General features: G+C 49.6%; 18 protein-coding genes. 9 read left to right on the top strand and 9 right to left on the bottom strand.

The genetic code is table 11. The annotated features are described in order from the left end of the window. The first annotated feature begins 5 nt into the window (after nucleotides 1-5). Nucleotides 6-3,077, top strand: a complete 3,072-nt coding sequence (locus BMZ54_RS04985) for an efflux RND transporter permease subunit (protein ID WP_089907045.1) — start codon at nucleotides 6-8, stop codon at nucleotides 3,075-3,077. A gap of 11 nt (nucleotides 3,078-3,088) precedes the next feature. Next, nucleotides 3,089-4,387 (top strand): TolC family protein, encoded by a 1,299-nt coding sequence (locus tag BMZ54_RS04980; protein WP_089907044.1) that lies wholly within the window; start codon nucleotides 3,089-3,091, stop codon nucleotides 4,385-4,387. A gap of 64 nt (nucleotides 4,388-4,451) precedes the next feature. On the opposite strand, the gene BMZ54_RS04975 is transcribed toward BMZ54_RS04980, so the two are convergent. The 4 genes from BMZ54_RS04975 to msrB form a co-directional block, all read right to left on the bottom strand. Continuing rightward, a complete protein-coding gene (locus BMZ54_RS04975; RefSeq protein ID WP_089907042.1) occupies nucleotides 4,452-4,991 on the bottom strand; it encodes an SRPBCC family protein in 540 nt (179 codons plus the stop codon). 46 nt (nucleotides 4,992-5,037) lie between these two features. Continuing rightward, complete coding sequence (locus BMZ54_RS04970; protein WP_089907040.1) at nucleotides 5,038-5,733, bottom strand: DUF2306 domain-containing protein; 696 nt, start codon at nucleotides 5,731-5,733, stop codon at nucleotides 5,038-5,040. A 141-nt stretch (nucleotides 5,734-5,874) separates the two neighbouring features. Next, nucleotides 5,875-6,750, bottom strand: a complete 876-nt coding sequence (locus BMZ54_RS04965) for a LytR/AlgR family response regulator transcription factor (protein ID WP_089907038.1) — start codon at nucleotides 6,748-6,750, stop codon at nucleotides 5,875-5,877. 316 nt (nucleotides 6,751-7,066) lie between these two features. Then, nucleotides 7,067-7,621, bottom strand: a complete 555-nt coding sequence (gene msrB / locus BMZ54_RS04960) for a peptide-methionine (R)-S-oxide reductase MsrB (RefSeq protein WP_202909136.1) — start codon at nucleotides 7,619-7,621, stop codon at nucleotides 7,067-7,069. Between the two features lie 130 nt (nucleotides 7,622-7,751). On the opposite strand from msrB, the gene mutL reads away from it, so the two are divergent. Then, nucleotides 7,752-9,632 carry a DNA mismatch repair endonuclease MutL gene (mutL, locus tag BMZ54_RS04955; RefSeq protein ID WP_089907037.1) on the top strand — a complete coding sequence of 627 codons (1,881 nt, stop codon included), beginning with the start codon at nucleotides 7,752-7,754 and terminating at the stop codon, nucleotides 9,630-9,632. Between the two features lie 39 nt (nucleotides 9,633-9,671). On the opposite strand, the gene BMZ54_RS04950 is transcribed toward mutL, so the two are convergent. Further along, on the bottom strand, nucleotides 9,672-11,135 hold the full coding sequence (locus BMZ54_RS04950; RefSeq protein ID WP_143080909.1) for a gluconokinase: 1,464 nt from the start codon (nucleotides 11,133-11,135) through the stop codon (nucleotides 9,672-9,674). A gap of 94 nt (nucleotides 11,136-11,229) precedes the next feature. On the opposite strand from BMZ54_RS04950, the gene BMZ54_RS04945 reads away from it, so the two are divergent. The 4 genes from BMZ54_RS04945 to BMZ54_RS04930 all read left to right on the top strand — a co-directional run bounded on the left by BMZ54_RS04945 (nucleotide 11,230) and on the right by BMZ54_RS04930 (nucleotide 16,234). Beyond that, a complete protein-coding gene (locus BMZ54_RS04945; protein WP_089907033.1) occupies nucleotides 11,230-12,969 on the top strand; it encodes a GMC family oxidoreductase in 1,740 nt (579 codons plus the stop codon). Between the two features lie 60 nt (nucleotides 12,970-13,029). Continuing rightward, nucleotides 13,030-13,725 (top strand): gluconate 2-dehydrogenase subunit 3 family protein, encoded by a 696-nt coding sequence (locus tag BMZ54_RS04940; protein WP_089907031.1) that lies wholly within the window; start codon nucleotides 13,030-13,032, stop codon nucleotides 13,723-13,725. A 127-nt stretch (nucleotides 13,726-13,852) separates the two neighbouring features. Beyond that, nucleotides 13,853-15,301, top strand: coding sequence for a Gfo/Idh/MocA family protein (locus BMZ54_RS04935; RefSeq protein ID WP_089907029.1), 1,449 nt, complete (start codon nucleotides 13,853-13,855; stop codon nucleotides 15,299-15,301). Nucleotides 15,302-15,568: 267 nt separating this feature from the next. Next, nucleotides 15,569-16,234 carry a hypothetical protein gene (locus BMZ54_RS04930; RefSeq protein ID WP_089907027.1) on the top strand — a complete coding sequence of 222 codons (666 nt, stop codon included), beginning with the start codon at nucleotides 15,569-15,571 and terminating at the stop codon, nucleotides 16,232-16,234. Here the strand turns inward: BMZ54_RS04930 and BMZ54_RS04925 are convergent. From BMZ54_RS04925 to BMZ54_RS04915, 3 genes are all read right to left on the bottom strand, one after another. Then, nucleotides 16,231-17,559 carry a D-alanyl-D-alanine carboxypeptidase/D-alanyl-D-alanine-endopeptidase gene (locus tag BMZ54_RS04925; protein ID WP_089907025.1) on the bottom strand — a complete coding sequence of 443 codons (1,329 nt, stop codon included), beginning with the start codon at nucleotides 17,557-17,559 and terminating at the stop codon, nucleotides 16,231-16,233. The genes BMZ54_RS04930 and BMZ54_RS04925 overlap by 4 nt on opposite strands. Before the next feature lie 158 nt (nucleotides 17,560-17,717). Continuing rightward, on the bottom strand, nucleotides 17,718-19,061 hold the full coding sequence (locus tag BMZ54_RS04920; protein ID WP_089907023.1) for a Gfo/Idh/MocA family protein: 1,344 nt from the start codon (nucleotides 19,059-19,061) through the stop codon (nucleotides 17,718-17,720). A gap of 61 nt (nucleotides 19,062-19,122) precedes the next feature. Continuing rightward, nucleotides 19,123-20,094 (bottom strand): formylglycine-generating enzyme family protein, encoded by a 972-nt coding sequence (locus tag BMZ54_RS04915; RefSeq protein ID WP_089907022.1) that lies wholly within the window; start codon nucleotides 20,092-20,094, stop codon nucleotides 19,123-19,125. Nucleotides 20,095-20,235: 141 nt separating this feature from the next. On the opposite strand from BMZ54_RS04915, the gene BMZ54_RS04910 reads away from it, so the two are divergent. Further along, the gene (locus tag BMZ54_RS04910) at nucleotides 20,236-21,165 is read left to right on the top strand and encodes a hydroxypyruvate isomerase family protein (RefSeq protein WP_089907020.1); all 930 of its coding nucleotides are present in this window, start codon (nucleotides 20,236-20,238) and stop codon (nucleotides 21,163-21,165) included. Nucleotides 21,166-21,289: 124 nt separating this feature from the next. Here the strand turns inward: BMZ54_RS04910 and BMZ54_RS04905 are convergent, their stop codons facing one another. After that, on the bottom strand, nucleotides 21,290-21,730 hold the full coding sequence (locus BMZ54_RS04905) for a lipocalin family protein (protein WP_162277473.1): 441 nt from the start codon (nucleotides 21,728-21,730) through the stop codon (nucleotides 21,290-21,292). Nucleotides 21,731-21,852: 122 nt separating this feature from the next. Here BMZ54_RS04905 and BMZ54_RS04900 point away from each other — a divergent pair, with 122 nt between their 5' ends. Then, complete coding sequence (locus BMZ54_RS04900) at nucleotides 21,853-22,206, top strand: phage holin family protein (protein WP_089907016.1); 354 nt, start codon at nucleotides 21,853-21,855, stop codon at nucleotides 22,204-22,206. Nucleotides 22,207-22,622: the final 416 nt, after the last annotated feature.

Below are 22,622 nucleotides of genomic sequence, written 5' to 3'. Positions count from 1 at the left end.
TACACATGAATATTTCTGAACTGTCACTGAAGCGGCCCGTGCTGGCAACAGTGATGAACCTGTTGATCATTTTATTCGGCGTGATCGGGTATACCTTCCTGGCCGTACGTGATTACCCGGCCATTGATCCGCCGGTGATCACCGTTACCACAGCTTATACCGGCGCTAACCCGGATGTAATAGAAAGCCAGATCTCCGAACCGCTGGAAAAACAGATCAACGGTATTCCCGGTATCCGCACCATCAGCTCCACCAGCTCTTTAGGCAGCAGCGCCATTACCGTAGAATTTAATTTAGGGATCGACCTCGAAGCTGCAGCCAGTGATGTGCGCGACAAAGTAAGCCAGGCCACCCGCAGCCTGCCCCTGGATATTGATGCCCCACCCGTAGTAACCAAGGCCGATGCCAATAGTGATCCCATACTGATCCTGGCCGTGCAAAGCCGCACCAAAAGCCTCATGGAGCTGAGTGATTATACGGACAATGTGCTGCAGCAACAGCTGCAAACCATTGACCAGGTAAGCGCTGTAAATGTATTTGGCGATAAAAGCTACGCCATGCGCATTTGGCTGGACCGTGATAAAATGAACGCCTACGGCATTGCCTATAATGATATAAGCACCTCGCTGAATAATGAGAATGTGCAGCTGCCTGCCGGTAAAGTGTATGGCAACAATACAGAGCTTACCATCAATACCCTGGGCCGCCTTACTACAGAAAAAGATTTCCGTGATCTTATTTTAAAGGAAGACAGCACCGGCATAGTACGCCTTAGCGATATAGCCCGTGTGGAGCTGGGCCCGCAGGTGGAGGAGCAAAGCTGGAAATACAATGGCGTAAATGCAATTGGCCTGGCCATTATTCCCCAACCCGGCGCCAACAATATTGCCATTGCCGATGAATTTGATAAACGCCTGGCTGCCATTAAAAAAGCCAACAAGGCGGATATTGAATTTAGTGTGCTGGTAGATAATACCCGCATCATCCGCCAGTCGCTGGCAGAGGTGCAGGAAACCCTCATCATTGCCTTTGCGCTGGTAGTGCTGGTGATCTTTTTCTTTTTCCGCAACTGGCTCATTGCCCTGCGCCCCCTGATAGATATCCCTATCTCGCTGATCGCTACCTTTTTTGTGGTGTATGTAGCCGGGTTCACCATCAACATCCTTACCCTGCTGGGTATTGTGCTGGCCACGGGTTTGGTGGTAGATGACGGTATTGTGGTAACGGAAAATATTTTCCGGAAAATGGAGCAGGGCCTTAGCATCCGCAAAGCCGCGCTGGAAGGCAGTAAGGAAATATTCTTTGCCGTTATCTCCACCTCCATTACACTGGCGGTGGTATTTATGCCCGTGCTTTTCCTGCAGGGATTTGTGGGCCGCCTGTTCCGCGAGTTTGGCGTAGTGCTGGCAGCAGCGGTGCTGATCTCCGCCTTTGTATCCCTTACCATTACACCGGTGCTGAATGTGTACCTCACACGTAAAAAAGCCGGCCATGGCTGGTTATATGATAAAACAGAACCTTTTTTCCAGGGCCTGGAAAACGGCTATCATAAGCTGTTAAAAGGTTTTATGCAGGTGCGCTGGCTGGCCTGGGTGATGATCGGGGTATGCGGCATCATTATCTGGTTAATACTACGCAGCATACAAAGTGAAATAGCACCGCTGGAAGACCGTAGCAGCATCCGTTTTAGCGTAACCCTGCCGGAGGGCGCCAGCTTTAACTATACGCAGGATGTAACGGATAAGATCTCCAACTACCTGCTGGACTCTGTTCCCGAACGTGATTTTGTTTTTGCTCGCACCCCGGGTGGCAATGGCACGGTCATGAATACCTCCCAGCCCCGTATTGGCCTGATACCTCCGCATGAAAGAAGCCGCAGCCAGAACGATATTACCACGGATCTGCAGCAAAAGCTCCGTCGCTTTAATGATGCCCGCATTTTTGCCATCCAGGAACAAACCATTGCCGTAGGCTCCGGCTCTAAAACCAGCCTGCCCATACAATTCGTATTGCAGAACCAGGACCTGAATAAGCTGAAAACAGTGATCCCGGAATTTCTGGAAGCGGCCCGTAAGGATAAAACCTTCTCCAATGTGGATGTGGACCTGAAGTTTAATAAACCAGGCGTGGAGATCAGCTTTGACCGTATGAAAATAAAAGACCTGGGCCTTTCCACTAATGATGTGGTATCCGCTATGCAGGCCGCCTTTAGTGGCGGCCGTATGGCTTACTTCATTATGAATGGCTACCAGTATTATGTAATAGCGCAAATGGAAAGGGGGCAGCGTAACACGCCGCTGGACATCAGCAATATTTATGTGCGTAATAAGTATGGCGATAATATTCCGCTGGAATCGGTAGTGCATGTAGTGCCCAACACCAGCCCCTCTACCCTGTATCACTTTAACCGCTATAAGGATGCTACCATTTCCGCATCCCTGGCCCCGGGCCGTACTATTGGAGATGGTATCAAGGCCATGCAGGGCATCGCCGCCAGGCTGCTGGATTCCAGCTTCCATACCTCGCTGGCAGGCTCCTCCCGCGACTATGCGGAAAGCTCTTCCAACATTGTATTTGCTTTTTCACTGGCGCTGGTGCTCATTTACCTGGTGCTGGCCGCACAGTTTGAAAGTTTTATCGATCCGCTCACCATTATGCTTACCGTGCCGCTGGCCTTAGCCGGTGCGTTATTAAGCCTGTGGGTGTTCCATCAAACCCTCAATATCTTTTCTGAAATAGGGATGATCATGCTCATAGGGCTGGTAACCAAGAATGGTATCCTGATCGTAGAATTCACCAACCAGAAACGGGAGCTGGGCATGTCAAAGATGGATGCAGTAATAGAAGCAGCCTCCCAGCGTTTACGTCCCATTTTAATGACCAGCCTTGCCACCTCCTTAGGTGCGCTGCCCATTGCCATGAGCCTGGGCGCCGCCTCTACCAGCCGTATTCCGCTGGGTATAGTAGTGGTAGGCGGTATTTTATTTTCACTGATCCTTACGCTGTTTGTGATACCAGCCGTATACACCTTTGTATCCGGTAAGCACAAAGCGCATGTAACAGTTATCAATGATTAATGTAATTAAGCATGAAGCAGTTTTTTTTATACAGCTGTATGGTATTGTGCCCGGGTTTATTACAGGCGCAAACCCTCACCTTGCACGATGCAGTAGCCATAGCGCTGCAGAACAGCTTAGGCATACAGATAGCAAAGAACAATGTAACCGCAGCAGGCATTTATAACAGCTATGGCATAGCCGGTGGCCTGCCGCTGGTAACCGCCAGCGGATTGGACCAGGAGCAAAGCACCAGCATTAAACAGGAATATGCCAACCCGGCTAATAATAAAAGCAGCAGTAATGCCTCTTCCAACAGCCTGTCGGCTTCATTAAACGCCTCTATGCTGTTGTACAATGGCAACCGGGTACAGAATGCGCGTAAAAGGTTAGGTACCATAGAAGCGCAGAACCAGCAGGTGCTCAGCTCCCGCGGGTTGATGGTAGCCTATAATGTAATGCTGCGGTATTATGATATTATCCGCCAGCAAAGCTATGCCGGTACACTGGCCACCTCCATTACCGTAAGCCGGCAGAAGCTGGATATTGTAAAGGCCCAGCAAAGCGCTGGCGTAGCTAATAATGCAGATCTTTTTCAGGCCCAGGTAGACCTGAACACACAGATACAGAACTTACAGGCGCAGCAGCTGGTGATAGATCAGGCTAAAACAGACCTGCTAACCTTACTCACTTTAAAGCCCGATTCTTCCGTTACCATACAGGATACTATCCTGGTGGATAAAAATATGGAGCTGGGTACAGTGCTCAATGCCATTGCATCTAACCCGGATATTACGGCGGCAGATGAACAGGTGGCCATTAATGAATACCTGGAAAAAGAAACTGCTGCACAACGCTATCCATCCCTCAGCGCAAATGCAGGTTATAACTTCAGCCATACCAAAAATGCCGCAGGCTTTTCCCTGTTGAACCAAAGCTATGGCCCTTTTGCAGGTGTAGGGGTAAGCATTCCCATTTTTAATGGCAGCATTTACAGAAAGCAGCAGCAGGTGGCAGACATTAACATTAAAAATGCCCGCCTGCAAAAAGATACGCTTACACTTAACTATACTTCCAATACCATTAAGAACTGGCAGGCCTATAATAACAACCTGCAGCAGCTGGAAACAGCCAAGGACAACTACGACCTGTCCGGCAAATTACTGGCCCTGGTGCTGCAGCGTTTTCAGCTGAAACAGGCTACTATTGTGGATGTAAAAAATGCGCAGGAAAGTTTTGAGAATGCAGGCTACCTGCTGGTGAATGTAAGCTTCTCCGCCAAGGCGGCAGAGCTGCGGTTAAAATGGTATGCACATAATTTGCAGTATTAAAAATATAACCGTCACTTTTAACCAATAACGCGCGCCAACAACAAAGCGCCAGCACCGGCTGCCATCAATACTGCATAGTATCTGCCTCCGCCTGTTTTTTAAGAGCCGCCAGCCCGGCATCGTAATCCCTTTCCAGGGAACCTCTCAGTAACAAACTGATTACATTCAGCGGGCGGGGAAAATCACTGTCAACTCCCCAGGTAACAACCGTTTGGCCTTTATCTTCTTTGAGGTGAAAGAACACATCTGCAGTAGATTTGGAAGGGCCGGCAAAGCTTAGCTTTTGCTGCACCTTTTTATAGGGCTCCAGCTGCAGGTGCTCCAGCCTTCCTTCACCTACTTTTTCACCTTGCCAGCTATCCACCGCGCCCACAGTACCATCCTGCCCGGTAATAGTATACTGCGCAGCGCTATCCAGCTTACCCCAGGCATTCCATTGGTTAAAGTTTTTGAACAGCACAATGTGCTGCCATACAGTGGCTTGCGGGGCATGAATGGTAATGGTACGTTCCATATGCAGGTGGGTAGGCGCTGCAAATAAGACGACGACGGCCGCCAGCAGCGCCACACCGGCGATCCCTAACAGTACTTTAATAACTTTCATTACGGCAAGGGTTTGGTGATGCCGGTAAGATACACTTTTTCCCTTGCTACCTTACTGCTACCGGCACAGTTGTTTCCGTTGCAGCAGCTTGCTTATTGAATTTACGTTTGTACCGGTTTATAGTAAGCGTGATCAGCGTGCCGCCTATGATCACAGGGGCCATCCACACCATAAGGCCCGGCAAAAAATGTACATTCACCACCATAAAGGCTGTTACTGCTGCCACATAGGCCCCGCACATGCCGCCAATATGGGTGTACAGCCATTGCTGCTTGTCTTTAGGCGGAATAATAAAATGTTTTATATCACTCCCGGCCATCCAGATACCCAGCAGGCCAAAAAATACAGCCACCGTGTGAATGTAAGTACTGTGGGTAACTAAATGGCTTGCGCCCCAGGCAAGCAGGCCGGTATTAAAGATCACACCCACCCCGTTAATCAAATAATCCGGTAGTGCCATGCGCTGCCCCTTATATAACTCCTTCAGGTACAGGGCCCGGTAACCGCGCAGCAGCAGGTGATAGCTGAAAAAGGCTACCATCAGCAAAAAGGTAAGCCCTTTCATGAGCGACATAGCCAGCGCCGTAACAAATACCAGCGTCATGGCAACAAAAAAGGCTTTGCCACCTGCCCGGTGCCTGCTTTTTCCCTTAGCTGCCAGCATGGCTACCAGGCCGGTAATAAGGGAAAGGGTGCCGCCAATAATGTGTAATACCAGTGTAACAGTGAAGATTTTTTCCATGGTCGTATGCTTTGATGCAAAGTTGTAGCAAAGCTTCCCGGTCATAAAATGCAAGGGGCCAACGGGAAGGAAAATGGGGCCAATAGGAGCCTGTGGGGTGAATGGGAAGGTAACGTGGGCAGATGGGAAAGCGTGCAGGGGCTACAACCGCTCCCGTATTTCCTGGTGCAGGCTGCGGGACACCGGCACCCAATCGCCCGTATGGGCCAGCTGCAATTTATACCCCTGGGCATTGCCGCTTACCTCCGTTACATGATCCAGGTTTACCAGAAAGGTGCGGTGGCAGCGGAAGAATTGCGGATACCCTTCCAACCCGGTAGCCGCCCTTTTCAGGGAGCTGCGCAGCATGGTTTGCCTTACAATGCCTTTTTCAAGATGGTACACTTTTATATAATTATCTGCGGCAGCTATGTATAATAACTGTTCAGGGGTCAGCTGCAAACCATCGCCACCCTGTTCTGCCATTAGCTGCACGGTGGTTTTCACAGGCGCGTCTGGCGTGGGCGCAGGCGTTTCAGGATGCTTTCTTTCCTGTACCTGTGCATCCAGGCGGCTGGCTTCTGCGGCATATTTTTTTTGCAGCTTTAGCTGGGTGTACATAGTCCACATGCACACGGGCAGCACGCCTACAATCAGGGTCACCACCTGGAACCAGATCACAGAGGATACGGTAAAAGAAGTATGCAGGTACCAGGCGGAAAATACCAGGTTGCCCAGGCCGATCAGGAAAACATCCGTAATTGTTACAAATATTTCCCGCCCTACTGTCCAGGAAGCTTCCCGGAAATAAGCCGGCATCAGCAATGGGCTGATCCATATTTCCAGGAATATAACCCCAAAGGTTACCAGCCCAAAACCGGCAGCAGCCCGTAACAGGCGCCCCGGCTCCAGCTCTCCCAGCCCAAATGGGCGGAAGATGTACAGGAACAGGGCTATAAATACCCCGAAGACCAGCGGGGTAATTACTTTGCTTCCGGCAGTAGCTAACGGGTACGGCTGTTGTAAAAATTTAAACATGGGCGGCTGCTATGCCGCAAAAATAGTATTTCCGTTGGGGCAGGCGGCAAGAAAGAGGGTAAATAACATGGCGCACCCACCAAACATCCGGCTGGGCTTCACGTATGTTCCTTGTAGCCGCCGGCGCTGACAGTAAGCCGCTCACGGAGGTTTAGCCTGTGCACCGAATATTGCAACAGGTAGCGGCAGAGCGGCATACACCGGTAACTCCTGCTAAACCAATGGTTATTAATGATCGTTGTTAAAAAAAGAAAGCCGGTCTTTTAAGGCCAGCTTCCATTTTATTTGTTCCGGTGCTGATGGTTCAGCGTTGCGGCTATTCTTTTTTGTCCTTGTAATTTTTATCCGCTTCCTGTGCTTTGTCAAAATCCAGTATCACAGAGTTTATGCAATACCGCAGGCCGGTAGGCGGCGGGCCATCATCAAACACATGTCCCAGGTGGGCTTTACAACGCCCGCACATTACCTCCGTGCGCTGCATGCCATGAGTATTGTCCGGCGCATAGATCACACTGGTTTTGGTAAGCGGCTGAAAAAAGCTGGGCCATCCGCAGCTGCTTTCAAACTTAGCGTCTGATACAAACAGCGGGTTACCACAGGCCGCGCAGTAATAGGTGCCCTTTTCCTTGCTGTTCCAGTACTTACCGGAAAAAGCCCATTCCGTGCCTTTTTCACGCGCAATATTATATACATCTGCCGGTAGCATCTTTTTCCATTCATCGTTGCTGATATTCACCTTCGACGAATCTGTACGGGAGTACACTTCATTCTTTTTATCTTCCATAGCTGTTTTTTTATCGGATTGCTGTGAGTAGGAACAATGGCTGAACAGAATGGCTAAACCCAATATCATCAAACTTCGTACGCTCATTATTATGCTGGTTTAGATTTATTTTTTTGGACACTGAAGTTACACACATTTTATGTTATAATCCTGTTATAAAATGCCCGCTGGGGCTTGGCATTATAATTCCTAACTTTACAGCAAAAGGGATTTACGCGTGGCCGATATCATTAACTTACTACCAGACAATATAGCCAATCAGATAGCCGCCGGGGAAGTGATACAACGCCCTGCCTCTGCCGTGAAGGAGCTGCTGGAAAATGCGGTGGATGCCGGTGCAACTGAAATACAGCTCATTGTGCGTGATGCAGGTAAAGAGCTGGTGCAGGTAATTGACAATGGTAAAGGCATGAGCGAAACAGATGCACGCATGTGTTTTGAGCGCCATGCCACCTCTAAAATAAAAACCATTAACGATCTGTTCGAGATCCGCACCATGGGTTTCCGGGGCGAGGCCTTAGCCTCCATTGCCGCCGTAGCGCAGGTGGAGCTGAAAACCCGTCAGCCCGATTCGCCCATTGGCACCTGTATAGAAATAGATAACAGTGTGGTACGCAACCAGGAGCCCTGCCAAACAGCTGCAGGTACCTCCATTTGCATGAAGAACCTGTTCTTTAACGTGCCTGCCCGCCGCAACTTCCTGAAAAGCAATGCCGCTGAAATGCGCCACATAGTAGATGAGTTCATCCGCGTGGCCATGGCTTACCCACAGCTGCAGTTCACCTTTACCAGCAATAACCAGCAGGTTTTTTACCTGGAAAAAGGCTCGCTTAAACAACGCATCATTGCCATCTTAGGACAGCATTATAACGCAAAGCTGGTAACCGTAAAAGAAAGTACGGATTATGTGAACATACATGGTTTTGTAGGCAAGCCGGAAACGGCTAAAAAAACCCGGGGCGATCAGTTCTTTTTTGTGAACAACCGCTTTATTAAAAGCCCCTACCTGCACCATGCCATTATGAGCGCGTTCTCTGAAATGCTGCCGGGCGACAGCTTTCCGCTGTACGTGCTGTACATAGACCTGGACCCCGCTCATGTGGATATTAACGTGCACCCTACCAAACAGGAAATAAAGTTCGACGACGAAAAGATCCTGTATGCTTTTGTACAATCAGCCGTAAAACATGCGCTGGCCCAGTTTAATGTTACGCCCACCCTGGATTTTGACCTGGACCCGGGCATTCAGCAGCTGGATGCTATCAGCAAGCCATTCACGGAACAGCAGCAGGAACGTTCCACCAGCAGCTCCCTGTACAAAACCTTTACCCAGGCACACCAGGCGCACGTAATTGACAAAAGCAGCAACAGTAATCTTAAACACTGGAAAGACCTGTACGAGATAGGCAAAACAGATCTGCCGATCCAAAATACCGGCATGTCGCCCATACCGGACGCACCGGCTTTTGTGAACCGACCCTCCACTGCCTCCATGATAGATGACCGCTGGCAGGATACTACCATTGATCAGAAGGTACCCGTACAGGTGCACCAGCAATACATTCTTTCGCAGATAAAATCCGGGTTTATTCTTATAGACCAGCATGCCGCACATGAGCGTATCTTATATGAACGCTATCTGCGCGCCCTGCAGGATAAACCGATGCCCACCCAGCAAAGCCTTTTCCCGCAAACACTGCAGCTGCTGCCGGCCGATGCTGCGCTGATCGCAGAAATGCTGCCTGACCTGCAGGTATTGGGGTATGATATGGAACCTTTTGGCAACCATACCTTTGTAGTACGCGGCACCCCCGCAGATATACAAAGCGGTAATGAGCAGGCCAGCATTGAAGGACTGCTGGAACAGTTCAAGCATTTCAGCGCGGAGCTGAAGGTGAACAAACGCGAGCAGCTGGTGCGCTCCATGGCCCGCAACAGCGCTATACCCGCTGGCAAAAGCCTGGGCGCCCGCGAAATGCAGAATATTATTGATGAATTGTTTGCATGCAACATGCCCAATGTATCACCGGGTGGTAAATACACTTATGTATCCTTTAAGCTGGCCGACCTGGTGAGAATGTTTGAGAGAGGAAATTAACAATGTGCGCCATACCTTAAAGGTGTGGCACACATTGAACTATAGCTGATGCATTATATCTTTTAACCGCTCATACACCAGCCCATAGAGCTGGTAATGTTTCTTATAAACAGCTGCACCTTCAGTCCACGGCATAAACACCTGTGTTTCTGTTTCCGGCAATCCTTTAAACGGTATATCTAACGCCTCATAACCCATCATACCAGCACCAATGGCAGATGCATCATTCTGCTGCCCCAGGTGCATGGGCTGCTGAAAAATATCTGCTATCAATTGTATCCATCCCGGTGAAGCCGTAAACCCGCCGCTCACTGCTATCTGCTGTATAGGTCCCGCAGCTTCCTGCAGCGCGTTGAAAATGCTTAACAATCCAAATGCAACCCCTTCCATGGCCGCACGCATAAAATGCATGGCCGTATGCTGCGGCTGCACGCCAATAAAAGCGCCCCGTGCATGCCCGTCCCACACAGGCGCACGCTCACCTAACAAATAAGGCAAACAAATTAATCCGCCCACGCCAGGTTCCAGCTGCAATGCCTGCGCTATGTAAGTATCCAGGTCAGCCTGCGGCTGTTGTAAAAAATCACGCATAAACCATTGCAATACATTGCCGCCGTTATTCAATGGCCCGCCGGTGATATAATGGTTTGCGTCCAGCACATAATTAAAGATCCGCTGCTGCTCATCCCTTACCGGTTTTGCTGTTGCAATGCGAAATGCGCCACTGGTGGCTATAGTAAGCGTAGCGTGGCCGGGCGCTAATGCCCCGCTGCCCAGCTGCGCCAGGCAGCCATCGCTGGCGCCAATTACAAAAGGCGTATCAGCTGGTATACCCAATTCTTGTTTTAAGCCGCGTAATATATAATGGGCGGGTACGGGCTGCGGCAGCTGCGCGGCCGTAATACCCGCTACCTGTAAGGCTTCCGGGCTCCACTGCAGGGCATGTATATCAAACAGCCCCGTAGCAGATGCAATGGAATGATCCACTACATACACACCAAACAAATGATATAGTACATACTCCTTAATACCTACCCACCACTTTGTATGTGCAAACAGATCTGGTGCATGCTGCCGCAGCCAGGTTATTTTGCACAGGGGCGTCATGGGATGCACAGGCACGCCGGTTTGATGATATAATGCTTTACCTTGTGCAGTAGGCGCCAGCACATCTGCAACCGGTTGACTTCTGTTGTCGGCCCATATGATCAAAGGTATTAAAGGGCTGCCGTCCGCATCCAGCGCCATTATGCTGTGCATTGCGCTGCTGAAACAAATTCCTGACGGCGGTTGTTTCATTTGCTGTGCTACCTGGCGTATACCCTGGGTTACCGCCCGTAAAATATCATCCGGGTGTTGCTCACTATGCCCTGGTTGGGGTTGTTGTGTAGTATATGCTTGCTGGTAAAGGGCCTGCACACGGCCATCCGGCAGTAAAGCTATTACTTTGGTGCTGCTGGTGCCAATATCCACACCGATCATGTATTTTAATCCGCTATTCATACCGTAATTGGTTCTCAAAATAAAAAACACCTTTCATTTCCTAGCTTTAATTTATAGATTTAAAGCCTTTTAAAAGTAAAATCACACCACGTATATGGCATTGGAGATCAAGCAAAAAGGAAAGGTCTATGACGTATGTATCGTAGGTTCCGGAGCCGGGGGCGGCATGGCCGCTAAAGTACTATCAGAGGCTGGCCTCAAGGTAGCGCTGCTGGAAGCCGGGCCTAAATATGATCCGGCAGACCCCGAGCAGGCCACTCAGCTCAAATGGCCCTGGCAGTCCCCCCGCAGGGGCGCCTCTACTACCCGCCCCTTCGGCGATTTTGATGCCGCCTATGGCGGATGGGAAATAGACGGTGAGCCGTATACTACTAAAAACGGTACTTCATTCGACTGGTTCCGCTCCCGCATGGTAGGCGGACGTACCAACCACTGGGGCCGCATTTCACTGCGTTTTGGCCCGCGCGATTTCAAACACAAAAGTGTGGATGGCCACGGCGACGACTGGCCCATCTCTTACGATGATGTAAAACCCTACTACGACAGGGTAGATAAAATGATCGGTGTGTTTGGATCCAAAGAAGGCATCTTTAATGAGCCGGATGGCTACTTTCTGCCACCGCCCAAACCACGCCTGCATGAGCTTATGATCAAACAGGCCGGTGATCGTTTAAATATTCCCGTAATACCTGCACGCTTATCCATATTAACACGCTCTGTAAATAAGGACCGCGCCCCGTGTTTTTTCTGCAGCCAGTGTAACCGCGGCTGTACCGTGTATGGGGACTTTTCTTCCTCATCCTGCCTGGTAAAACCGGCTGTTAAAACCGGGCATGTAGACCTGTACACCGGCGCCATGGTGCGCGAAGTGCTTACAGACGATAGCGGCAAAGCTACCGGCGTTTCTTATGTTGATAAAACAGACCTGCAGGAATATGAAGTAAAGGCCCGCGTAGTAGTGCTGGCAGCCAGCGCCTGCGAATCAGCGCGTTTGCTGCTCAACTCTAAATCTCCCCGTTTCTCCAATGGCCTGGCCAACGGCAGCGGGGTGGTAGGTAAATATTTACATGACAGCACCGGCGCCTCCCGCGGCGGTTTTATACCCAAGCTCATGGACCGCAAACGCTATAATGAAGATGGCGTAGGCGGCATGCACGTGTATATACCCTGGTGGCTCGATAATAAAAAGCTGGATTTTGCCCGCGGTTATCATGTGGAATTAGGCGGTGGTATGCACATGCCTATGTATGGTTTTGGTTTTGGTATGGAACGCCTCAATGGCAAGTACGGCGGCGCTGATGGTAAAATGAAGGATGCCGGTGGTTACGGCGCCGGGCTTAAAAATGACTACCGCCGCTTTTTTGGCGCTACCATTGGTTTTGCCGGCCGTGGCGAATGTATTGCCCGTGAAGATAACTACTGTGAAATAGATCCCAGCGTAGTGGATAAATTTGGTATTCCTGTGCTGCGCTTCAATTACACCTGGAGCGAGCATGAGATCAACCAGGCCAAACACATGCAGGATACTTTTGAGCAGCTGATCCACGAAATGGGTGGTATCGCCCTGGGCGAGAAAGCCGGTGCGGATACTATGTACGGGCTGGAAACACCGGGCCGTATTATTCACGAAGTAGGTACTACCCGTATGGGCGATGATCCCAAACGCTCTGTGGTGAACAAGTTCAACCAGGCGCATGAGGTAAAGAACCTGTTTATAGTAGATGGCGGACCCTTTGTGTCACAGGCAGATAAAAATCCTACCTGGACCATCCTGGCCCTGTCACTGCGTGCCTCCGAATACATTGTATCTGAATTAAAGAAACAAAACATTTAACGGTGAAGCCCCAACGTTGATCACAAAGCGTTGCACGTTTCACACATAAAACTCAAACGTATGGATAGAAGAGAGTCCCTGAAAGCATTAGCCGTTGGGTCCTTATCTGTAGGCGCCATCCTTACCGGCTGTGATGATAAATCGAAGGTAAAGGAAGATAATAAGAAGCCGGGCGGCGATGATGCCGACGTGTATGGCCGCACGCCGGAAGAAAAAGAACGCGATAAAAAGCTGAAGGCCGACAAATATTTCACCGATGCAGAAATGAAAACCATTACCCTGCTCACGGCCCTCATTATCCCGGCGGATGAACATTCCGGCAGCGCTGCCGATGCCGGCGTACCCGCCTTCATAGAATTTACGGTAAAAGATCAGCCCCGCCACCAGCTGCCCCTGCGCGGCGGCCTGCGCTGGCTGGATGTATATTGTCTGAAACACTATAACAAACCCTTTGTGGATTGCAGTAAAGAACAGCAAACCGCTTTGCTGGATCATATTGCCTATCCCGAAAAAGCCACGCCGGAGTTTAGCCAGGGTGTAGCCTTCTTTACCCTGATGCGTAACCTGACCGCCACCGGTTTTTATACCAGTGAGCTGGGTATTAAAGACCTGGGGTATGTAGGCAACCGCCCCAATGAATGGGATGGCGTGCCGGAAGATGTATTGAAACAATACGGGCTGGCATACGAAGAAAAAATGTTACCCGTTTATCTGAAAATTGAAGACCGGGGCAAACTCATGACCTGGGAAGATTAAATTATAAACAATAGGAAGTGATGAAATGTGAAAGGAGCGTCCTCTCACATTTCATCTTTCGTTAACCATGCACGTCATTGACATTTGACTATATTTCTTTTATCTTGATTTAAAACTTTTCTTACTCATGGTCCAGGAAAAAAATAACCAGGGAGACAGTGTTTCCCGCAGATCTTTTCTGAAGAACGGGGCGCTTACCGCCGCCGGCTTTATGATCGTTCCACGTCATGTACTCGGCGGTAAAGGATATACCGCTCCCAGTGATCGCCTGCGTATAGCAGGTATAGGTGTAGGTGGTAAAGGTGAAAGCGATATCAATGAATTCTCAAAAGGCCCGGCCGACATTGCCTTCCTTTGCGATGTGGATGAGCGCCGTGCTGCCAATTCCGTTAAGCGTTTCCCGAAAGCCAAGTTCTATAAGGATTTCCGGAAAATGCTGGAAAAAGAGCACAAGAATATTGATGCCGTATCCGTATCCACCCCGGATCATACGCATGCCGTAGCCGCTATGGCCGCCATGCAGCTGGGTAAGCACGTATATGTGCAAAAACCGCTTACGCATGATATTTATGAAGCCCGTATGCTTACCCAGGCAGCCAACCGCTATAAAGTGGTAACGCAAATGGGTAACCAGGGTTCCTCCGGTGATGGTGTACGCCAGCTGATGGAGTGGTACCAGGCCGGCCTGGTAGGCGATGTGCATACCGTATATTGCTGGACAGACCGCCCCGTATGGCCCCAGGGTATTCCCTGGCCTACTGCCAAAGCAGAAGTGCCTAAGGAGCTGGATTGGGACCTGTGGTTAGGTACCGCCCCCTCTAAAGATTATATAGATAAGCTGGTGCCCTTTAACTGGCGCGGCTGGTGGGATTATGGTACCGGCGCTATCGGCGATATGGGTTGCCATATTATTGAACCGCCCTTCCGCGTGCTGGACCTCGGCTACCCTACTGCGGTAGAGTGTAGCGTAGGCAGCGTGTATGTAGATGAGTTCAAACGCGGTTATTTCCCCGAAAGCTGCCCACCCTCTTCCCACGTAACGCTGAAGTTTGCCGGCAAGAACGGTAAAGAAGTTACCATGCACTGGATGGACGGCGGCATACAGCCTGAGCGTCCGGAAGAGCTGGGCCCTAACGAAAGAATGGGCGATGGTGGTAACGGCGCCCTGTTCATAGGCACCAAGGGTAAAATGATGTGCGGCACCTATGGCATGTTCCCCAGCCTGCTGCCCACTTCCAAGAATACCCAGGTAAATATTCCGCAAACCATTGCCCGCGTACCGGAAGGTCACTACCAGCAGTGGGTAAATGCGGCTATTGCCGGTTATAACAGCCCTAAGGCAAAAGCCCTCAGCTCTCCCTTCTCCATAGCAGGTCCCTTAACAGAAACTGTGCTGATGAGCAACCTGGCCATCCGCAGCTATGACCTGAAGAAGGAAATTGAAGGTAAAACCACCTTCCCCGGCCGCTACATTAAGCTGCTGTGGGACGGTCAGAACATGAAGATCACCAATTTTGACGATGCCAACCAGTTTGTGAAGCGTACTTACCGCGACGGCTGGAGCCTGGGCGTATAGTCAATGTGTAAATAAGTAAATGTGCGGATGTGCAGAAAATGATCTGCGCGGTCCGCACATTTCTTTTGTAGATCTGTTTGTTATAAAACACGGCCGGCCCCATACATAACCTGTTCATAAACAACCCATTCCCTTAAGGTTACTACGGCATTCCTTCCGGATATCCGCAGACCGGCACTCCTCCACATCAAAATATTCATCCTATTCTTTTCGTTTAGTAGGGTAGGTTAGCTATTTTTATAGTGTCAATCCATATCCTAGCATTCTATGGCGCAAAAATACTTTTGGTTATTAGCCGTGTCAGGCGGTTTATTTTTATGGGCCTGTAAAAAGGAAGTGAGCCGCGAAAGCGCAGCTCCTCCGCCCGTAGCAAGCACCTGTAGTTATGCGCCTTACACCGCAGGCTCCACTTACGACTTTGTTAATACAAATAGCAGCAACCCGCTGGATAGCAACTTCTTTACAGTAACCGTTACCGGGGATAGTACCATTAACGGGCTAACTTTCAGAAAGCTCAGCTCCGATACCGCCACCACCTACGACCGCTGCGATGGGAATGGTAATTACTACCAGATGGTAAAGGGCATTTCCTTTGAAGGCTATAGTGCAGACAGCGTGGTAACGCTTTACCTGAAAGATAATGTGAATGCCGGCGCCAGCTGGAATGATACGGCTACCGTTAAAAAGGGAACGGATGAACAAAAGGTGATGCTTACCTATACCGTTACCCAAAAAGGCGGGCAAAAAACCGTTGCCGGCCTGGATTTTACAAACGTGATCACCGTAAAGCTCAGCGCTTCTGTTAAGTTCCTGGGCACCACCATTCCTTTAGGTACGGTAGCTACCAACTATTATGCGGAGGGTATTGGCCTCATAGAAATAGATCAGCAGGATGATACTACTCGCCTGCTTAAATACAACATTAACCCCTAATTATTATTCCTTACTTCCGTTAAAAAGCGCTCAACTGCACGCCGCACCGCGGTGCTGGTGCCGTTATGGTTATTTACCAGCACGCTGAATACCAGTGTTTTCCCTTTCTTTGTTACCAGGTATCCGCTTAAAGCCACACACCCACTAAGGGTACCGGTTTTGGCATGCACAAACTGCTCTTTATAATAATTGCGCAGCGTGCCTTTGCCCCCGGTTGGGAAAATGGCCCACAGCCTTTCTTCCGGGTATTGTTTATGCATAATGGTCAATACGCTCACAAAATCCCGCGGACTAAACAGGTTGTAGCGGGAAAGCCCGGAACCATCTACCCACTCCGGCTTATCCGGCAGGTTTTGCAGGTATTGCTGCTTTACATAATCAATCACTTTTTGGGTGCTGATGGTATCCCATTGCTTGGCGCTGCTCATCATCAGCGTTTGTTCTGCAAAAAAGTTATCGCTGCGGTGCATCATGGGGGTAAAAAGGGAATCTACCGGTCGGCTGTACAGCGTAGTAAATGCTTTGGCGTTTACTGCAGGCATTTGTTCCGCCACGGTTACGGGCTTGTGCAGGGTATCCTGCAGGCGCTGGGCCAGGTCCTGCAGCGTGCCGGTAATATAGGGCACTTCTGCCAGCAGCAGGGCCGTATCCCGCTTTGCGTATTGCAGGGAAAAGGTGTTGCTGCGTTCATCCCTCTCCGTTACGGCTTCGCTGAGCGTATCATTTACCTGCCAGGAAAAATGCCCGCCGTAGGAAAAGGCAGGCGGCGTAATGCTAATGGTATCCCGGTGGTGCTTAATACGGGCCACATTGCCATACACGGGCCACTCATTCAGCTCCGGCTGGTAATAATCCGCATAGTCGCTCCAGCTCCAGCCCGGCCCAAAACGTTTATTGGTAATTACGCCTGGTATCAGCACAATGCGTTTATCCGTGCGCGTAAGCAGGTCCATAGCGGGTTGTGAAATATAGTCCGGGTGCAAAAAGGAGGGATCTCCCATGCCCTTCACATACAGCACACTGTCTGTTTCCAGGTACTTGAGCGCGGGCAGGCTATCGCCCAGCATTTGCAGGCCGGCAAATAAGGTGAATATTTTGGTGTTGGAGGCAGGGGTAAAATATTTATTCTCCTGGTACTGGTACCAGTACTCCTGTTTGGCAGGGTCGTAAATGCAAATACCTACATGCGCCTGGTTCAGCGGCTGGCTATTCAGTAGTTCCTGCGCCCCTTTACGGAGGTTGCTGTGCTGCGCCCACAGGGGATGTGCGCAAAAGAGGGTAAGGCACAGGAAGGCGGTACATTTTAGCGGATACTTGATCTTCATTGTGGTAAAATAATAGTTAGCGGGGGTTAGCGCAAAAAAAAGATGGCGGGCGGTAGTTCATGGACCGTGTCCCCCAAAAAAGCCAATGGTCCACCGCCTTCCCCTTACTTTAATAGCAATGAAAGCAATGGACCATCGGCCATGAACTATGAACCTCTTTAACTAAAATACTTCGTTTGCCCCGGCTTCGCATACGCGTAAAATCCATCAGCATCCGGCATTACCGGCGGCTTGGCATCAAACGCATAGGTTTCCGGCTGCAGGTTTAAATTGGAATGCAGCGCTTTATCCCAGGGAATAATTTGCCCGGAGTAAGTGGCCAGGCGGCCCATAATGGCAGTCAAGGTAGTTTGCGCACCGCGCTCTGCATCCCAGAATTTATACTCCCCTTTGGCTACGGCGGCAAACAGCTCATCATGCTCTGTTTGATAGGGATTGTTCTCCTGTTTCTTATCAAACTGGTACAACGTTTTGCCTTTGTAATCCTGTATCAGGCCTTTATCGCAAATAATACGGCCCTTGGTTCCAATAATCTCTTCATCCACCCGGCTGGCACTGTCTTTCCAGTGGCGGCACTGGCTGTTCATTACAATACCATCATCATAGCGGTATTCTACATAATGGTGGTCATAGATCTCTCCGGTATCCTTGCCGGTACGTACGGCCCGGCCGCCCATACCCACAGCAGTGGCGGGGGTAGCGCCTTTAAACCAGTTGCCTACGTCAATGTTGTGAATATGCTGCTCCACAATATGATCGCCGCACAGCCAGTTAAAGTAATACCAGTTGCGCATCTGGTATTCCATTTCAGTATATTCCGGCTTGCGGGGACGTATCCATAAAGCGCCTTGGTTCCACCACACCTGCATGGAAAGGATGTCGCCTATCATGCCGTCCTGCACGCGTTTGTACAGCTCCCGGTAAGAGTTCTGGTACCGGCGTTGCAGGCCTACTACCACGTTCAGCTTTTTTGCTTTTGCTTTTTCCGCAGCTGCCAGCACCCGCTGTATACCGGCGGGATCAGTAGCTACCGGCTTTTCCATAAAAATATGTTTGCCCTGGTTCACCGCTTCTTCAAAATGTATGGGGCGGAAACCCGGCGGGGTGGCCAGTATCACCACATCGGCCAGGGGAATGGCTTTTTTGTAGGCATCAAACCCGGTGAATTTATTTGCCTCCGGTACCTTCAGGCGGTCCGCCTTTCCTTTTTCTTCCAGGGCTTCCTTAATATTATTGTAGCTGTCGTTCAGGCGGTCGGGGAAAGCATCCGCCATGGCTATCAGCTCTACATTTTCTTTGGTGCTCAGCGCCTGGGTGGCGGCGCCGGTGCCGCGGCCACCACAGCCTATCAGCACTATTTTGATAGTGTCTTTAGCGCCGGAAAAATAATTGGCGTGAGAGAGCATGGGCATAGCCAGCAGGCCGCCAGCCAATAGGGTGGATTGTTTCATAAAATCCCGGCGGTTCTGTGCGTGGAATGTTTGTTTTTTTTCGTTTTCCATAAATCTTTGACGGTTTTTTAGTTGGGAGTAAGAAATAGGAAGGCAGAGGTACTTCATTTACTTATCTCGCTCCAATATATTTATCTAGTACCTCTGCAAAAAATTGCGCTGCTTCTTCTTTAGTAGGCTGCTTAACGGGGCGCACTATACGAAAACCAATAAACGGCGCGTCTGCATTCCACCATTTGCTTTTAGGGATCTGCGGGTCACGGCGGTTCCAGTCCGGGTCCGATTTCAGGCGTGCTGCGCTGCGTACATGCGCTGCATCATCCTGGTAGTTGCCGCCTTTAATAGTGCGCGGTGTTTTGGCAGTGGGTTTGATCCAGGGGTCTGTGGCGGCGGCATGCTCCAGGTACTGCGGATCGTATTGGTCCAGCGTCCATTCTGCAACATTGCCCAGCATATCATACAAGCCAAAACCATTAGGCTGCAACTCTCCTACTTTATGATATTTTCCTTCGCTGTTATCTGCATACCAGGCAAATCTTTTCAGCTCTCCGGCATCATCCCCAAAGGGATAGGCCGTGGCAGCGCCGGCGCGGCAGGCATATTCCCATTCTGCTTCTGTAGGCAGGCGGTAAAACACCCCGGTTTTTATATACAGCCAGCGGCAGTACATCAGCGCGCCGTACTGGCTCATACTGTTGGCCGGAAAACCGCCGCTTTTACCCATGCCCAGGGTAAGGTCAATGTAGGGTGGGCTGGGGCGCGTCATACCATCCGGTATGGGCGTTTTATCTTTCTCCGCATCGGCATATACGTCATATTCATCAAAGGTAACCTCATGGGCGCCCATCCAGAACGGGGCAATGGTTACCTTCTTTTGCGGGCCTTCATCTGCTGCACGGCCCTTTTCTGTAGCCGGGCTGCCCAGTGTAACGGTGCCACCGGGTATGGGTACCATTTTAAAGGAAACATCTGTGCCGGGAAGCTTTTCTTCATACGTTTTAAAATTAGCATCGCCGGGCGTTTGTGCCAGTACAGGTTGTGCTAACAATGCTATCAGAGCCAGTGCGGTCAATTTTTTTTCCATGGAATTTTAGCGTGGTTGGGTGAATTTATTAAATCCATTAGTGGAATCCAATACTAATTTTTAAGCGGGTTAGTATTTCCATCTAAAACCTATTAAATTTAATACCTCATAAAAGCATCACCCTTAACCCTCCTAAACGTTATGGAAAGAAGAACCTTCCTGCAACAAGGTACCCTGGCCGGTATATCGGCCCTGGCTTTTGGCGGCGCACAGGCAGCCGGTAAAACTGCTAACGGCACAACGACGCCGGCAGCAGAAAAAACTTTTAACATGAACTACGCGCCGCATGATGGTATGTTCAAGAACAGCGCCGGCGACGATTTCCTGGACCAGATCCGGTTCATGCACGACCAGGGTTTCCGTTCCATTGAAGATAATGGCATGTTGAAAAGAGAGCCTGCCATGCAGGAAAAGATCGGTAACCTGCTGGCTAAGCTGGGTATGCAGATGGGCGTATTTGTAATTGACAGTGGCGATAACTGGAAAGTATCCCTCACCACCGGCAAGCAGGAATTTGTGGATACCTTTTTAAAAACCTGCAAAGCCTCCCTGGATACGGCCAAACGCTGTAATGCCAAATGGGCTACCGTAGTGCCGGGCTTTTTTGAACGCAAGCTGCCTATTGGCGTGCAAACCGGTAACGTGATCGATGCCCTGCGCCGCGGTGCAGAAATACTGGAGCCACAGGGCCTGGTAATGGTGCTGGAACCGCTGAGCGATACGCCGGAGCTGTTCCTGCGCACTGCCGATCAAACCTACGAGATCTGCCGGGCGGTGAACAGCCCTTCCTGCAAAATACTCTATGATATTTACCATATGCAGCGCAATACCGGCCACCTCATACCTATGATGGATATGTGCTGGGATGAAATTGCCTACATACAGATCGGCGATAACCCCGGCCGTAAAGAGCCCGGCACCGGTGAGATCAACTATAAGAACATTTTTAAACACCTGCACGAAAAAGGCTACAAAGGTGTGCTGGGCATGGAGCACGGTAATTCCGGGCAGGGTAAGGAAGGAGAGCTGGCTGTAATAAAAGCTTACCGCGATAGCGATAATTTTCTTTGATTTTAGATTTTGGAGAAAGACTCCACTCCAGCAAATCTAAAATCTGAAATCGTAAATCTAAAATAGAAAAGGATGGGCTTGCGCTCCATCCTTTTTTCATTTTTACTATAGAAAACTTGGCAGTTTACTTTTTTAAATAGAAGTATTCCTTACTGTAGTTACCATTTCCAAAATCCGTATCCGTAGAGGAAAGTACCAGCTGCGTGCTGTTTAAGGTTACAATGTTCACCTGCTGCGGTACGCTGCCATTGCTGCTTAGCTCCAGGGTTTGGGCATTCACCAGCGTATAGGTGCCTGTAACTGTAGTATCATTCAGGTTGGAAGAGAATTTCCCGTTCTGCTGAAAAGTAATATGCGTGTTAGCCGGGTCTTCCACATCCAGCGTATCTACAGATATCAGCTGGTTTTGCTTATTAAACAGGGAATCAATGCCTACTTCAAAGCGCCAGGTACCTGCAATTACGGAGTTGTCCGGTCCCTCTTTATCATCATCTTTACTACAGGCCGCAAAAGCAATTGTGATTGTACCGGCCATTGCCAGTAACCAGGTAAATGGTTTTCGCATACACATATGGTTTATTAAATACAAAAATAATATGTTTGCCTGGAAGTTCGCTTTTCCGGCTGTTACGTTTACGTCATGTTTTATAACGCTATTTTCTTAACTTTCTGTATAAATATTTGTTTATGAACTTTTTGATCCGCCTGCTGGTAAGTGCACTAGCCGCCATGGTCACCGCTTACCTGCTGCCCGGGGTTAAGATAAATAACTTCTTAACGGCGCTCATACTGGCCTTTGTGCTGGCTATCCTGAACCTGCTGGTACGCCCCGTGCTGGTGATCCTTACCCTGCCGGCTACGGTAGTTACCCTCGGTCTGTTCCTGCTGGTTATTAATGCCGTTATTATTTTGCTGGCCGCACGGCTGGTATCCGGCTTCCGGGTAGATGGTTTCTGGTGGGCTTTGCTGTTCAGTATTGTTATGACCGTGGTCAACAGCATTATGCATAGCCTGGCAGGCGGAGATAATGACCGGGATTGATTTTAATTACGAATTATCAATTACGACCCCGCCCAAAGCGGCGCGGGGAATGCCATTGAAAGCAATTATGATATGAATAATTGCGAATTGGGAGTGCGAATGGAAAAGCAATTCGTAATTGGTAATAAGAATTAAGAAGGATGGGTAGCCAATAAAGCAACCCGTACCGGACATTCATTTCACAATTCATAGTTTATAGTCGCCAACAGTTTAGAATACAGGTAATCATTAAAACAACCCGCAATTAACATTCGCTTCGATCACAATTTGTAAATTGGTAATACGAATTAAGAAGTGTAATAGTCAATACGGCAACCATTACTGACATTTAGTTTGTAATCATTAGTACAAATTAGGAAGTACATTTAACAGTAACACGCACCCGCCATTGACAACCGCTTCGATCACAATTCGTA

The organism is Chitinophaga rupis (assembly GCF_900109685.1).
GTDB lineage: Bacteria > Bacteroidota > Bacteroidia > Chitinophagales > Chitinophagaceae > Chitinophaga > Chitinophaga rupis.
The sequence above is the reverse complement of the archived record's forward strand: the minus strand, read 5'-3'. Positions and strand labels throughout refer to the sequence as shown.